Raw genomic sequence first — 14,230 nt, 5'->3', positions numbered from 1 at the left:
TATGGTCATGTCTGCCGCCCCGCGCCAGTACACCGTGGGCGATTTGGACGCCCTTCCGGACGATGGGAACCGGTACGAGGTGCTGCACGGGGTTTTGCTCGTGACCCCGCAGGCGGGGCTTCCCCATCAAACGCTCGCCGCGAAAATCCTGGCGTCGCTGGCGTCGTTCCTGGATCCCGAGCCTGGTCTCCCGGGGTGATCCGGATCGCCCCGGCTACTCAACTCGAACCGGACATTCTCGTTGGGCGGCTGGTCCGGACCCCGTACCCCTTGAGCATGAGGACCGAGTCGCCCCTGACGGCCGCGATGGCGAGCCCGGGAACCTTCCACTGCTTCATGGCGGCGGTCACGTACTCGTCGAAGCCGGCCATCGGATCGCGGCCGGCGGCGGGGCGCTTCTGGGCGGAGGCGGCGTGGCCCCTTCCCACGGTCCAGTTCACCAAGTTCTATCTCACCAGCGACGGGCGGGCCAATAGCCGGTTCGGGACCGGCGGGCTGGTCCGCGAGCCACCCCGGGCCGCGCCCTCTGTTGCACCGGCACAGCCGACGCGCCGCCCGGTTCGTTCGACCAGTCGGACGTCCAGATGCGTCACGACGTGTTGGTGTACTCGACGCCGCCGCTCGAGCGGGGCATCGAGGTCACCGGCCCGGTCGAGGCGAAACTCTACGTGTCGTCATCCGCGAAGGACACCGACTTTACGGTCAAGTTGATCGACGTGTATCCCGACGGGACCGCCTACAACGTGCAGGAGGGAATTCTCCGAGCCCGGTACCGGGAGGGGTGGGACAAACCGGTCCTGATGACGCCCGGGCAGGTGTATCCGATCACGGTGAACGTCCACGCCACCAGCAACTACTTCGGACCGGGACATCGGATCCGGGTGGAGGTGTCGAGTAGTAATTTCCCCCGGTTCGACCGGAACCTCAACACCGGGGGCGACAACTCCCGCGATACCGCGATGGTGGTGGCCCGAAATGTCGTCCACCATTCAGCCGCCTATCCGTCCCACGTGCTGCTACCGGTGGTCCCGTGACCGCCCCGTGGCGAGGAGCCAGGCGATGACCGTGGTGGACGTGCCTCGTCGGAGCCGGTAGGTTGGGGGGCACCCCAGACAACGATCTTGAAACGAGCCTCTATGAGCATCGCCGCCCCGGACGCCGGCCTCGAAACCGAATTCGAACGGGGCCTCGGCGCCTTCGACTCGACCATGGTGGTCATGGGCTCGATGATCGGATCAGGGATTTTCCTGGTTTCGGCCGAGATGGCGCGGGTGCTCGGGAGTCCGGGGCTCTTGCTGGTGTCGTGGGGCATCACCGCGGCGCTCACCCTGGCCGCCGCGCTTTCGTACGGCGAACTCGCCGCGATGATGCCCAAGGCCGGCGGGCAGTACGTCTATCTCCGGGAGGCGTTCTCCCCGATCTGGGGCTTTCTCTACGGCTGGACACTGTTCCTCGTGATCCAGGCGGGTACCATCGCCGCCGTGTCGGTGGGCTTTGCCCGGTACTTGGGCGTCTGGGTCGGCGGGATCTCGGAGGAACGGTACCTGATCCAGCCGATCCACCTGACTGAGGGCTATGCGATCTCGCTCTCGACCACCCAGCTAGTGGCGCTCATAGTGATCGCTGTGCTGACCTGGGCCAATACCAGGGGGCTCAAGCTCGGCCGGCTGATCCAGAACGTCTTCACTTCGGCCAAGACGGTAGCGCTGGCGGCCCTGGTGGTGCTGGGAATCGCCTTCGGCTGGAACCAGTTCGCCGTGAACGGGAACTTCGGTGACCTCTGGACCACGCGCGGCCAGGTGCCGGTGGCGGCGGGCCTCACGCCCGCCACCGGATTTGGGCTCTTCGTGACGATCTGCGTGGCGCAGGTGGGGTCGCTCTTCGCGGCCGATTCCTGGAACAACATCACCTTCACCGCCGGGGAGGTGAAGGATCCCCGCCGGAACATTCCGCTTTCGTTGGCGGCCGGGGCGGGGTTGGTGATCGTGCTCTATCTACTGGCCAACGTGGCTTACCTGGTCACCCTCCCGTTTGATCAGATCCAGCAGGCGCCGTCCGACCGGGTGGCCACCGCGACCCTCGAATCGGTCTTGCCGGGGCGCGGGGCCCTGATCATGGCGCTCGGGATCATCGTCTCGACGTTCGGTTGTGCCAACGGGCTGATCCTCTCGGGAGCCCGCGCCACCTATGCCATGGCGAAGGACGGCGTGTTCTTCGCGGCCGCCGGCCGGCTCAACCGGGCGCAGGTGCCTGCGTGGGCGCTGGTGCTGCAGGGCGCCTGGGCCTGCTTCCTCGTGCTGCCGCGGACCTACAGCCCGGCGACCCAGGCGTATGGCAACCTCTACAGCAACCTGCTGGACTACGTGGTCTCGGCCGCGCTCCTCTTTTATATCCTGACGCTGCTCGGGTTGTTCCGCCTCCGCCGGACCCGGCCGGAGGTACCGAGGCCGTACAAGGCATTCGGGTATCCGCTGGTGCCGGCACTCTACATCGGGGCGGCCGCCGTGCTGCTGGTCATGCTGTTCATCTACCGGAACGCCACCACCTGGCCCGGTTTTGCGATCGTCGCGCTCGGCGTTCCGGTGTACCTGCTTCGGCGCCGCGCCCGGCCGTAGATTTCACCTTGACCAACTTCCCAAAAATCCTTATGCGCACCCGACTCCCGTTGGCCGTCTCCCTGTTGGTTCTCGGCGCCGTGCCGGCGTGGTCGCAGCCCTCGTCGGCGCCGGCCGTGAGTTGCGAATCCCTCAAGACCGCGACCCTGGTGGACGTCCGCATCGTCGACGCCGTCGCCATCGCACCGCCCGCCGCCAAGGGTTCGTCCCGCGCGCCGCATTGCCGGGTGAGCGGCGTGATCGGGAAGGAGATCAAGTTCGTCGCCCTCCTCCCGACCGGCTGGAACGGACGGTTCCTCATGGGCGGCGGCGGAGGGTTCGTCGGCGCGGTGGACAACCAAGCCGCAACCGAGGTCGACAACGGCTATGCCACCGCCGGCACCGATACCGGTCACGAAGGCAGCCCGATCCAGGCCGGCTGGGCCCTCGGCAACGACGAGCGGCGGATCAACTACGGCCACCTGGCCGTCCATCGCACGGCGGAGACGGCCAAGGCGCTGATCCAGGCCTACTACGGGCGGGCACCCGTCAAGTCGTACTTCATGGGGTGCTCCAACGGCGGCCGTCAGGCGATGATGGAGGCCCAGCGGTATCCCGAGGATTTCGACGGGATCATCGCGGGCGCCCCATCGTACAACTTTACCGAGATCGTGACCTCCTTCCTCAAGAACATGAAGGCGATGTACCCCGATCCCGCGAAGCTCACTCCGCCCCTGGTGTCCCCCGCGGCGATGAAAATGATCGAGACCCGGGTCCTCGCGGCGTGCGACATAAGGGACGGCGTCGGCGACGGCGTGCTCGACGATCCCCGGGCCTGCGACTTCAAGCTCGCCGTCATTCCGTCGTGCCCCGAGGACAAGGCTGGTGACGACTGCCTCACGAAGGCTCAGCGAGCCGCCGTGGAAATGATCTACCGCCCGATCGCCGACCAGGACGGCCTCATCTACCCGGGCCAGCCCTTCGGCGATGAGGGCGCCGGTGGCGGCTGGCCGGCCTGGATCACCGGCGCCGGTCAACTGATGCCGGTCTCCGGGTCGGCCAGGGCGCCGAGCGTCCAATGGGCGTTCGGGAGCGAGTTCTTCAAGTACCTCGTCTTCAACGACAGCACCTGGAACTACGGTCGCTACGATCTCTCGAAGGTCCGGGCCGACGTGGCGAAGGCGGCCACGTACCTGAACGCCGACAATGTTGATCTCGACAAATTCACCGCCCGGGGCGGCAAGCTGATCATCTGGCACGGCTGGTCCGATCCGGCGTTGAACGCCCTGGCCTCGATCCGGTACTACCAGAAGGCCACGGCGCGAAACGCGGCCGCCGCGGCCGCCGTCCGGCTGTTCATGATGCCGGGCGTGTTGCACTGTGCCGGCGGTTCCGGCCCCGATCGCGCCAATTGGCCAACGGCCATCGCCGACTGGGTGGAGCGGGGGGCGCCGCCGGTCCGGGTGGTGGCGTCGAAGATCGGCGCTGATCGCCAGCCGACCCGGACTCGACCGCTCTGTCCCTATCCCGAGGTTGCGGTGTTCAAGGGGAAGGGCAGTTCGGATGACGAGGCGAACTTCGCCTGCCGGGCGTCACGCTAGACCACGAGCAAACGAGGAGCTATCCGATGACCATGTCTCGACGGGCCGCCATTGGATTGGCCGCGGCGGCCAGAGCAGCGGCGGCAAGGGTTGGAAACCGGTTCGTCATGGCGAGCCTCGGTGTGGGATGACCGAAACGTCGGTCGGAACGAGTGGCTGTCAAGCAGTGGGAGAAAACGACCGGCCAACCGTCATCGCTACAGCAGGTCGCCGCCGCTGATGTTCATCGCGGTGCCGGTGATGTAGGCGGAACGGTCCGAGCAAAGGAACAGCACCAGTTCCGCCACCTCCTCCGGCTTGCCGAGCCGGTGGATCGGGAACCCGGCCTCATATCGCCGGATGTCGTCCGGCGCGATCGTGGTCCGGACCATCTCCGTGTCGATCAAGCCCGGGCAGACCGCGTTGACCCGGACGCCGAAGGGCCCGCCCTCCGCCGCGACCGCCTTGGTGAGGCCGATGACCGCATGTTTGGACGCGGTGTAGTGGGCGCCGCCGAGCGTGCTGACCGTGAGCCCAGCCGTCGAGGAAAAGTTGACGATACTGCCTCGGGCCCGAGCCTTCATGTGGGGATAGACGGCGTGCATCACCAGGAACGTGCCCCGGAGGTTCACGTTGAGGACTCGGTCCCACTCGGCGACGTCCATGGCGTCGAATCGGGTGGGATGGAGGATGCCCGCCGCGTTGACGAGGATGTCGATCCGGCCCAGGTCCGCCAAGATGCCGGCCACCAGCGCGGCCACCTGTGTTGGATCGGCGATGTCGAGTGCCGTGGACCGCGCCGTAAGGCCCCGCTTCCGGAGTGATGTCTCTACTGCCGTGAGCCCGTCCGCTCGAAGATCGGCCAGGACCAGGGTCGCTCCTTCGGCCGCCAAGCGCTCGGCCACCGCCCGGCCCATGCCCTGGGCGGCCCCCGTGATCAGGGCGACTCTTCCCGCAAGTGCTCCGGAGCCTGCCATGCTCGCCATCTCCTCCTATCGCTGGGGTGGTACGAACGGAAGGATTACGTACGAGGGGCGCTCCCGGTCGTGATAGATCGTCTGGTCGGCCGCTTGGATCCGGGCCGACATCCCGATTGCCTCGCCGGTGTTCGGGTTCCGGTCGAACTTCGGGAACGCGGCCGAGGCGACTTCAACCCGGAGCCGGTGCCCCGGGAGCACGGTCTGGCAGGTGCTCCAGACGTCGATGTCGTACTGGTAGACCTTGCCCGGCTCGAGCAGTTCGGGACGCTCCCACCCATTCCGGAACCGGGCCCGCACCATCCCGTCGTTGAGCCGTTGGACATATCCGTTAGGCCAGACGTCGAGCAGCTTGACCATGAAATCAGTGTCAACGGCCGACGAGGCCGCGAAGATCCGGGCGGAGATCGGGCCGCAGAGCAGGGCCGGCTTCGTGAACCGGGCCGTCGTGTAGTTGAGCAGGTCCTTCCGGAGCGCCGCCTTGGCGTAGTCGTCCGGACCGCCCAGTTGGGCGAACGATGGTTCGGTCAGGAAAGGTGTCGGGTTGGCGGGATCATACCGGTAGCGATCGGGCGGATCATCGCCCGGTGCGGTGGTCGTGAGCCGGCCGGTGGCCCGGAGATAGTGCTTGGTGAAGACGGTGCCGGGGATCGGCCAGTCGTCGGCGGTGAACCAGCGGTTGGTTTGCATCGAGAACAGGTGCACCCGCGGGTCGGGCTTGGCGGGCGCCTTGCCTTTGAGCCAGCGATCGAACCAGTCGACTTGGAGCTGAAAGAGGTCGATCACCGCGGTCGGTCCGAAGTCGAGGCGGCCGAGCTTCCGGGTCGAGTTGATGGCGTGGGGCCAGGGACCGATCACGAGTTTCTGCCGGTCGCGGGTTTCGGGCGTGGCGCCGCGGGTTCGCATCCCGACATAGTTCATCGGAGTGGCGCGTTGGGTGTCGTCGTACCAGCCGGTAATGTGCAGCGCGGGCACGTCGACCTTGTCGAATTGGTTCTGGTAGCGGAGCGGATCCCACCAGGCGTCACGGGTGGAGTGGGTGATCATGTCGCGCCATCGGGGGTTCGGCCCCCGGCCCGCCGCCTCGTCCATGGTGAGGAGCGGGAGGTGCCAGTTGAGGCGGTCCCAGTCAACGGCGTCCATGTTCTGCATGACGTTCCGGGCCGTGAGGTGGTACCAGGAAATCATCGTCGGCGTCGGCACGCCGCCCGGGCCGGTGATCCAGACGTCTTCGAACGGGTCGGCCATCGGCGCCAGCGCGATGATGGCCGCCAAGTGGGGCGGTTTCCGGACCGCGGCCACCCACTGGTTGTAGCCGACGTAGGAGCGGCCGATGGTGCCGATCTTTCCGGTGGACCAGCTCTGCGAGGCGCACCACTCGATCGCGTCGTACCCGTCGTCTCCCTCGAAGAAGTAGGGCCGCCAGTCTCCGTCGGAGTCACCCCGGCCCCGGACGTCGACCGCGACGTAGACGTAGCCTCGCCCCGCAAAGGCCCGGGCCTCTTTCAGGATGGCGTCGCCGTTCTTGTTGTACGGCGTTCGCATCAGGACGACGGGGTAGCGGCCCGGGTTCGCGGGGCGGTAAATGTCGGCAGCGAGGGTGACACCATCCCGCATCGGGATCCGGGCGTCGAATTGGATCGTGATCGAATCGGGCGGCGCGAGGTGGGCCGTGGCCGTCAGGGCCACGAATCCGAAGGCGAGCGAGAGCATTGAATTACCGGCCGCAAACGGCAAAGAGGAAGCGTGCGTAGCCGATCTCAGCGGCGTTCTTGGTGAGTTCAACGTTGGCCCAGGCAACGACGTCGCCGAACGGACGATCCTGGAACGGCCATCGGGTCCGCCGCGTCGATCGGAGGTCGTCGTCGGTCATCTCAAAGAGGCGCGCCCGCCACTGCTTCTCCAGTCCGGCCACCCACTCGCGGACGCCTTCGGCCGTGCCGGGCCAGTGGACATCTTCGCGGGTGAGAGTCCCGGGGCCGAACGAATGGTCAAGCGCCATGGACCACCAGAAACCGAGGTGCCAGGTTATCCATCCGATGCTGGGCGGGCCGAGGTCATAGGTTTCGCGATCGGGCCAATCGGCGCGCCAGGTTCCGTCGGAATCGCGGTGGACGTGTAAGCCCTCGCGGGCAGGGCGCCAGAGGCATTCCTCGGTCGTCAGGCCGTCGAGGTGGAAGCTCGTCAACTGCCAGGCCGTGTCGAATTGGCGGTTCAGGTAGTCACGCGCGTCGGCCATCGATATACTCCCATCGGAAGACTCTCGTTGCCGAAGCGCCGTCGCATCGCGCCCCGGATCGAGGCCCAGTACGGAGATGGTGCCGCGGTCCGGTTTCCGGAGGCCGTGGACGCATTCCATCGTGGTGGTTTTGCCGGCGCCGTTCGGACCGATCAGTCCGAAGATTTCGCCCTGGAGCACCGTCAGTGACACGTCGTCTACCGCCACCGTGGCGCCGTATCGCTTCCCGAGGTGGGAGACGGTAATGACCGCGGGCGGAACGGCGTCAGGCATGCTCATAGGCTACGTCAGGCCCAGGTGGTTACGCAACTCGCTACCTTTGCGGAACCTCGCGCTGGAGCCCTGATGATTCACCGGTACGTCCTGACGTTCGCGCTGTTCGGTCTGGCATCGAGCTGCACGAAACCCCTGCCGCCCATCGAGGGCTTCGTGTCCGTTCCGGGCGGCAAGATCTACTATGCTCGGATGGGCAACGGTCCCGGCATTCCCCTGGTCGTGATCCACGGCGGTCCCGGCTCGGGGAGCTACGGCGATAAGCCGTTCGGGGCCTTGGGGGACGAACGGCCGGTGATCCGGTACGACCAACTCGGCGCCGGCAAGGCGGATCATCCCACCGACACGACGCTCTTCACGGTCGATCGCGCGGTCCAGGAGCTTCAAGCGCTTCGTGATTCCCTTGGCCTCACGGAAGTCCACCTCCTGGGGCAGTCCTGGGGCGCGATGCTACTCCAGGCCTACATGGGCACGAATCCAACGGGGGTCAAGAGCGTGACCTTCCTGAGCCCGCTCGTCACGACGGCCCAGTGGGAACAGGACGCCGATTCGCTGATCAAGACGCTTCCGGATTCGACGCAACAGGCCATCGCGACCCACGAAACCAATCACACCACCGATTCGCCGGCCTACCAGGCGGCCGTGCTCGCATACTACCGGCAGTTCCTTTACCGGAAGCCTCTCGATATTCCGGGGGCCGACACCAGTAGCCACGGCGACCTCGTCTATTCCTATATGTGGGGGCCGAGCGAGTTCACGGCGACCGGCACCCTCAAGCACTTCGACGGCACCGAGTGGCTCAAGGGCATCACGGCCCCGGCGTTCTTCCTGGCCGGTGAGTTCGACGAAGCGACGCCCGCGTCGACCGAACGGTTTTCGAAACTGATCCCGGGTGCTCTGTTCAAGGTGATCCCCGGGAGCGGGCATCTGTCCCAGAACGACAACCCCGAGTTCCTGCTCGGGGCGGTGCGGGATTTCCTCCGGTCGGTTGACGGCACGAGTCGCTAAGCTGGCCGACCCCTTGCACTACTAGGGGAAGGGTCATGGCTTCCCCTAGTACTTCAGAGGGAGAGGCCATGGCGGGTGATTCGGTTCCGATGCTCAAGGGCACCGTTCATTTGTTGATCATGGAGGCACTCGCGTCGCGGGCCACTCACGGCTACGGCGTGATGTGGTGGATCGAAGAGGACGCCGGGTGGCAGCGCTACTGGCGGTATCCCACCACTCGCTTCCACCGTGACGTCGATGACGAGCTTGCCTTCCACGTCGACATGCGGGCCGCTGAGCTCCAAGAACGCGGGCTCTCGGCCGAGGCGGCCAAGCTCGAGGCCCAGCGGCGCTTCGGCGATCGCACCAGAATCCGGGCGACCCTGCACCGGATCGAGAAAAACAGAGGCCAAGGCATGAAACTGTCATTTCTCTTCGACGGGTTGTTCCAGGATGTTCGGTACGGAGTTCGCGGGCTACTCAAACGGCCCGGCTTCGCGCTGATGACGGCGAGCTCGCTCGCGCTCGGCATTGCCGCCACCACGGTCGTGCCCAGTGAATCGGTGACCCGGCCGAGGAAAATGTCGGATTGCTCCTGGGCCGCCAAAGGCGCCGTGCCAAGCAAGAGGCACAGGGCACCGAGTCCCGCGAAGTGCCGACGCATCCTCACGTCGGATCTTCCCACCGGCGGGCCCGCGCGAGTGCCTTTCCCCATCCTCTGAGCAGCGCCTTTCGCTTGGCCGGTTTCATCGCCGGGGTGAACCGCCGGTCCGCCTGCCACTGCGCGGCGATCTCGGTGGTGTCCTTCCAGTAGCCCACGGCCAGCCCGGCGAGGTAAGCGGCGCCGAGCGCGGTGGTTTCCGACACCCGCGGCCGCACCACCGGTACACCCAGCAGATCCGCCTGGAACTGCATCAGGAGATTGTCGGCGGAGGCACCGCCGTCGACCCGGAGTTCCCGGAGCTTGATGCCCGAGTCGGACTGCATGGCGTGCAGTACGTCGTGGACTTGGTAGGCGATGCCCTCGAGTGCGGCCCGGGCGAGGTGCGCCGCCGTGGTGCCCCGGGTCAGCCCCGCCACCAATCCGCGGGCATACTGGTCCCAATGCGGTGCGCCGAGCCCCGCAAAAGCGGGAACGAAGTAGACCCCGCCGTTATCCTCGACCTGGGCCGCGAGGGTCTCGACTTCAGAGGAGGTCTTGATCAAGCCCAATCCGTCGCGGAGCCACTGGACCACGGCGCCCGCGATGAAGATGCTGCCTTCGAGGGCGTACTCGGTTCGGTTCCCGACCCGCCAAGCCACTGTGGTGAGGAGATTGTTCCGGGATGTGATCGGCTTGGTGCCGGTGTTCATCAGCATGAAGCAGCCGGTGCCGTAGGTGTTCTTCACCATGCCCGGTTGGCGGCACACCTGGCCGAAGAGAGCCGCCTGCTGGTCGCCCGCGATGCCGGCGATCGGCATCACGCCACCCCACAGGGTGGTTTCTCCGTAGACTTCGCTCGAGCCGCGGATCTCGGGTAGAATGGCCCGCGGAATCCCGAACAGGGTGAGCAGTTCGTCGTCCCAGTCGCAGGTCTTGAGATTGCAGAGCATGGTGCGCGAGGCATTGCTCACGTCGGTGACATGGGCCCGGCCGCTCGTCAAGTTCCAGACCAGCCAGGAGTCGATGGTGCCGAACGCCAGCTCGCCGGCGCGGGCCCGGGCCTTGGCCCCCGGTACGTTGGCGAGAATCCACTGGAGTTTGGTGGCGGAGAAGTAGGCGTCCAGTACGAGTCCCGTCTTCCGGCGGATCATCGCGGCTTTGCCAGCCTTCCGGAGCCGGTCGCACGCGCCAGCCGTCCGGCGGTCCTGCCAGACGATGGCGTTGGAGATCGGCCGGCCGGTGGCCCGGTCCCACACCACGGTCGTCTCCCGCTGGTTGGTGATGCCCACCGCCGCGATGTCGGCGCTCTTGATTCCCGCTTTCGCGAGGGCGTCCCCGGCCACCGCGGACTGGGTGGCCCAGATCTCGGTGGCGTCATGTTCGACCCAGCCTGGCGTCGGAAAAATCTGGCGGAACTCCCGCTGGGCGTCGGCCACGATGGCGCCGTGGTGGTCGAAGATGATGGCCCGCGAGCTGGTGGTGCCCTGGTCGAGGGCGAGCACGTATTTCATCGAGGGTGGTCCCGTTCACCAGTGGAGATTGAAGAACACGGCACCAAGCACCGCGCCGACGATCGGGCCGGCGATCGGGATCCAGGCGTAGCCCCAGTCGCTCGAGCCCTTGCCGGGAATCGGGAGCAGGGCGTGGGCGATCCGGGGGCCCAGGTCGCGGGCCGGGTTGATGGCGTAGCCGGTGGCGCCGCCCAGCGACATCCCGACGGACGCCACCAGGAGCCCCACCAAGAACGGCGAGAAGCCTTTGTCGAACCCGGTGTTCGGCACCAGGTTCTCGGGTCGCATGATGGCGAGGAGCCCGAGCATCAGCACGAAGGTGGCGATCACTTCCGCCGCGAAGTTGGCCCCCTGGTGCCGGATGGCGGGTCCGGTGCTGAACACCGCGAGCTTGTCGGCGGCATTGTCGGTGGCGGCCCAATGGGGCAGGTAGGCCAGCCACACCAGCACCGCGCCGACGAACGCCCCGACGATCTGGGCGCCGACATAGAGGGGGACCTGATCCCACGGAAACCGGCCGAGCGCGGCGAGCGCGACGGTCACGGCCGGATTGAGGTGGGCGCCGCTGATCGAACCCACGAGATAGACCGCGACGGTCACCGCCGCCGCCCAGCCGGCCGTGATCACGATCCAGCCGCTGTTCTGGCCCTTGGTTTTCTGGAGTACCACGTTGGCCACGACGCCGTTGCCAAGGAGCACGAGGATCATCGTGCCGACTGCTTCCGCAAAAACTGGATGCATCAAGAGGTGACCGGTTGGGGAAAGGGTGACTAGAGGTAGCGCCAACCCGGGCTCCGCGCCAATGGCCTCCACCCGGGGATTGCCGCCAGGAGGGTTCAGGCGTAAATACCTGTATTCCCTGTCCTGTATCCATTGCCCTGGGGTATCCGATGGCCGAGCCGCAGAATTTCTCCAATCACTCCAAGATGGTGCCCCTGTTTCACCGGGGACTGTTCCTGCTGATCTTCATCGTGCTGGTCTGGTCGGTACGACAGCTGGTGACGGCCTTCTCGCTGGCGTCCGCGGTGCAGGTCGTCTCGGCGGTGGCGTTGTTCCTGACCGCGTTCTTTGCCAGGGTGTTTGCGGTCAAGGCCCAGGATCGGGTGATCCGAGCGGAGGAACGGGAGCGGATGAACCGCGTGCTGCCGGACGACCTCAAGGGCCGCCTGAGTGAACTGCGGCTGCCGCAGTTCGTCGCCCTTCGGTTTGCGTCGGATGGCGAGCTTGCCGACCTCGTCCGCCGGACCTTGGCGGGTGAATTTGCCAAGCCCACCGACATCAAGCGCGCCGTGAAGAACTGGCGCGCTGACGACGAGCGGGTCTAAGTTACCGATCAACACTCGCCCAAACCAGGACCTGACCATGCCGATCCCCTTCAGATTCTCTGCCGCCACGGTGGCGTTGCTCCTCGTGTCGGCCGCGCCGGCCGCCGCCCAGCAACCCGACCCCCTTCGCGGCCTCGACGCTTATATCGACAAGGCGCGACAAGATTGGGGGGTGGCCGGCCTCGCCGTGGCCATCGTCAAGGGCGATTCGGTGATCTACGCCAAGGGCTTCGGCGTCCGCGAAGTCGGCAAGCCGGACCAGGTCGACGCCCGGACCCTGTTTGCCATCGGCTCCAATTCGAAGTCGTTCACGGTTGTGGCCCTCGGGATGTTGCAGGACGAGAAGAAGTTGAGCCTCGACGACAAGATGATGAAGTACCTCCCGGACTTTGCGATGTCCGATCCCTACATCACCCGGGAGTTGACGATCCGCGATCTGGTCACCCACCGGAGCGGCTATTTCCGGGGTGATGCGGTCTGGATGGGAAGTGGCTTTGGGCGGGACGAGATTCTCCGCCGGACCCTGCAACAGCCGCCGGCCACCAGTTTCCGCTCGACCTTCGGCTACAACAACATCAATTTCCTTGCCGCGGGCCAAATCGCTGGCAAGGTGGCCGGCACGACCTGGGACTCCTTCGTTCGGCAGCGGATCTTCACCCCGCTCGGCATGACGACCAGCGTGACGAGCACCAAAGAACTGACCGGCCCCGACGTCGCCCGGCCGCACGCGCTGGTCGATGGTAAGCCGGTCCCGATCAACCACCGGAACCTCGACAATGTGGCCCCGGCCGGTTCGATCTACTCCAACGTCGCCGAGATGGGGCAGTACCTCCGGTTCCATCTCCGCGATGGGCGGTACGGGGGCAAGCAACTCCTCAGCAAGCGATTCCAGGACCAGATGGAGACCTCGCAGATGATCGCGAGCTCAGGCCGCGACACGCTCCTCCCGATGGTTCACTTCGACACCTACGGCCTCGGCCTCTGGCTTCGTGACTACTACGGGAAGCTGCTGGTGTCCCACGGCGGCGGGATCGACGGGATGTTGTCCCAGATGGCGTGGCTTCCGGAAGCCGACGTCGGGGTCGTAGTGCTCACCAACACCGACGGGCAGAATCTCCAGAACGCGCTCCCGTTCAAGATCCTCGACCGGTTCATCGGGGCCCCGGACCGCGACTGGAGCGGGCTCTACCTGACCCAGGCCAAGCAGCAGCGGCAGCTGAGCGATTCGATTCGCGCCACCTTGGTGTCCCAGCGGGTGACGGGCACCAAGCCGTCGTTGGCGCTCGACCGGTACGTCGGGGTCTACGACAATCCCTTCTACGGGGAGCTTCGGATCGAGCAGGAGGGCGGCGGATTGGTCCTCAAGCGGAGCGCCGAGCAATCGGCCAAGCTCGAGCACTGGCACCTCGATACCCACGGGGTGATCTGGAACACGAATCGGACCCCGGAGATCAACAGCTTCGCGATCTTCCGGGTCGATCCGAACGCGAAGGTGGCCGCGCTCGAAATGCGGGGGCCGCCCTTCGCGACGCCCTATGCGGAGGGCACGGTATTTACCAGGAAAGCGGACTCCCGTTAGGCAGGGGTTCCAGGGCTCACGGGCGGAACACCCAGGCCGCCGCCCGTGGGCCGGTCCCGTTTCCGTAACCGCCGGTGACCAGCGCCCCGCCGCCTTTGAGCGGGGCCACCGCCGAGAACTGGCCGGCCATCCGGACGTCGCCGACCACGATCGTGAAGGTCCGACTGCCCGGTTCGTAGGTCTCCGCGTCCGGTGCGCCACCCGCCAACAGCACCTGGCCATTCGGCAATAGCACCCCGGTGCCTTGGTGTTTGTACCGGGGGCGCTGCAGATCCGGGCCGGCCGTGAAGACGCCGGTTCGGGGCTCGAATAGTGCTGTGGTTCGGTAGCCCCCCCTGTCGCGCTCGTCAGCTCCCCCGGTAATCAGCACCCGACCATCGCGAAGCAGCCCGACGTCGTGTTTGTGACGCCGGGCCAGCATGTCGCCCACGTGACGGAAGGTGCCGGAGGCCGGATCATAGGTCTCGGCCGAGGTGTACAAGGTGATGGCCGCCCACGATCAGGACCCGGCCGTCCTGGAGC

13 protein-coding genes and 1 pseudogene are annotated in these 14,230 nt (G+C 66.3%); 8 read left to right on the top strand and 6 right to left on the bottom strand.

The features are described from left to right. The first annotated feature begins 7 nt into the window (after nucleotides 1–7). From EXR94_02320 to EXR94_02305, 4 genes and pseudogenes are all read left to right on the top strand, one after another. Nucleotides 8–199 (top strand): hypothetical protein, encoded by a 192-nt coding sequence (locus EXR94_02320; protein MSR01566.1) that lies wholly within the window; start codon nucleotides 8–10, stop codon nucleotides 197–199. Nucleotides 200–276: 77 nt separating this feature from the next. After that, nucleotides 277–1,034 (top strand): annotated as a pseudogene (locus EXR94_02315) (CocE/NonD family hydrolase). A gap of 102 nt (nucleotides 1,035–1,136) precedes the next feature. Further along, the gene (locus EXR94_02310) at nucleotides 1,137–2,615 is read left to right on the top strand and encodes an amino acid permease (protein ID MSR01565.1); all 1,479 of its coding nucleotides are present in this window, start codon (nucleotides 1,137–1,139) and stop codon (nucleotides 2,613–2,615) included. 32 nt (nucleotides 2,616–2,647) lie between these two features. Next, nucleotides 2,648–4,195, top strand: a complete 1,548-nt coding sequence (locus EXR94_02305; protein ID MSR01564.1) for a tannase/feruloyl esterase family alpha/beta hydrolase — start codon at nucleotides 2,648–2,650, stop codon at nucleotides 4,193–4,195. A 197-nt stretch (nucleotides 4,196–4,392) separates the two neighbouring features. On the opposite strand, the gene EXR94_02300 is transcribed toward EXR94_02305, so the two are convergent. Genes EXR94_02300 through EXR94_02290 form a run of 3 tightly spaced genes read right to left on the bottom strand, consistent with a single transcriptional unit; the run spans nucleotide 4,393 to nucleotide 7,663 of the window. After that, nucleotides 4,393–5,160 (bottom strand): SDR family oxidoreductase, encoded by a 768-nt coding sequence (locus EXR94_02300; GenBank protein ID MSR01563.1) that lies wholly within the window; start codon nucleotides 5,158–5,160, stop codon nucleotides 4,393–4,395. Between the two features lie 6 nt (nucleotides 5,161–5,166). Further along, nucleotides 5,167–6,864 carry a CocE/NonD family hydrolase gene (locus tag EXR94_02295; GenBank protein ID MSR01562.1) on the bottom strand — a complete coding sequence of 566 codons (1,698 nt, stop codon included), beginning with the start codon at nucleotides 6,862–6,864 and terminating at the stop codon, nucleotides 5,167–5,169. Between the two features lie 4 nt (nucleotides 6,865–6,868). After that, on the bottom strand, nucleotides 6,869–7,663 hold the full coding sequence (locus EXR94_02290) for an ATP-binding cassette domain-containing protein (GenBank protein ID MSR01561.1): 795 nt from the start codon (nucleotides 7,661–7,663) through the stop codon (nucleotides 6,869–6,871). A gap of 72 nt (nucleotides 7,664–7,735) precedes the next feature. On the opposite strand from EXR94_02290, the gene EXR94_02285 reads away from it, so the two are divergent. Beyond that, nucleotides 7,736–8,671 carry an alpha/beta fold hydrolase gene (locus EXR94_02285; GenBank protein ID MSR01560.1) on the top strand — a complete coding sequence of 312 codons (936 nt, stop codon included), beginning with the start codon at nucleotides 7,736–7,738 and terminating at the stop codon, nucleotides 8,669–8,671. Between the two features lie 68 nt (nucleotides 8,672–8,739). Beyond that, nucleotides 8,740–9,372 (top strand): hypothetical protein, encoded by a 633-nt coding sequence (locus EXR94_02280; GenBank protein MSR01559.1) that lies wholly within the window; start codon nucleotides 8,740–8,742, stop codon nucleotides 9,370–9,372. Here the strand turns inward: EXR94_02280 and glpK are convergent. Both glpK and EXR94_02270 read right to left on the bottom strand, forming a co-directional pair. After that, on the bottom strand, nucleotides 9,317–10,804 hold the full coding sequence (glpK, locus tag EXR94_02275; GenBank protein MSR01558.1) for a glycerol kinase: 1,488 nt from the start codon (nucleotides 10,802–10,804) through the stop codon (nucleotides 9,317–9,319). The two genes, EXR94_02280 and glpK, sit on opposite strands and share 56 nt — an antisense overlap. A gap of 15 nt (nucleotides 10,805–10,819) precedes the next feature. Further along, the gene (locus EXR94_02270; protein ID MSR01557.1) at nucleotides 10,820–11,545 is read right to left on the bottom strand and encodes an aquaporin family protein; all 726 of its coding nucleotides are present in this window, start codon (nucleotides 11,543–11,545) and stop codon (nucleotides 10,820–10,822) included. Between the two features lie 149 nt (nucleotides 11,546–11,694). Here EXR94_02270 and EXR94_02265 point away from each other — a divergent pair, with 149 nt between their 5' ends. Together EXR94_02265 and EXR94_02260 are read left to right on the top strand one after the other, a co-directional pair. After that, a complete protein-coding gene (locus EXR94_02265) occupies nucleotides 11,695–12,129 on the top strand; it encodes a hypothetical protein (protein MSR01556.1) in 435 nt (144 codons plus the stop codon). A gap of 37 nt (nucleotides 12,130–12,166) precedes the next feature. Beyond that, complete coding sequence (locus tag EXR94_02260; GenBank protein ID MSR01555.1) at nucleotides 12,167–13,708, top strand: serine hydrolase; 1,542 nt, start codon at nucleotides 12,167–12,169, stop codon at nucleotides 13,706–13,708. Between the two features lie 16 nt (nucleotides 13,709–13,724). Here the strand turns inward: EXR94_02260 and EXR94_02255 are convergent, their stop codons facing one another. After that, nucleotides 13,725–14,189, bottom strand: a complete 465-nt coding sequence (locus tag EXR94_02255; GenBank protein MSR01554.1) for a hypothetical protein — start codon at nucleotides 14,187–14,189, stop codon at nucleotides 13,725–13,727. Nucleotides 14,190–14,230 lie beyond the last annotated feature (41 nt).

The sequence above is a fragment of the Gemmatimonadota bacterium genome (assembly GCA_009692115.1).
Classification (GTDB): domain Bacteria; phylum Gemmatimonadota; class Gemmatimonadetes; order Gemmatimonadales; family GWC2-71-9; genus SHZU01.
This window is presented reverse-complemented; position numbering and strand designations above follow the sequence as displayed.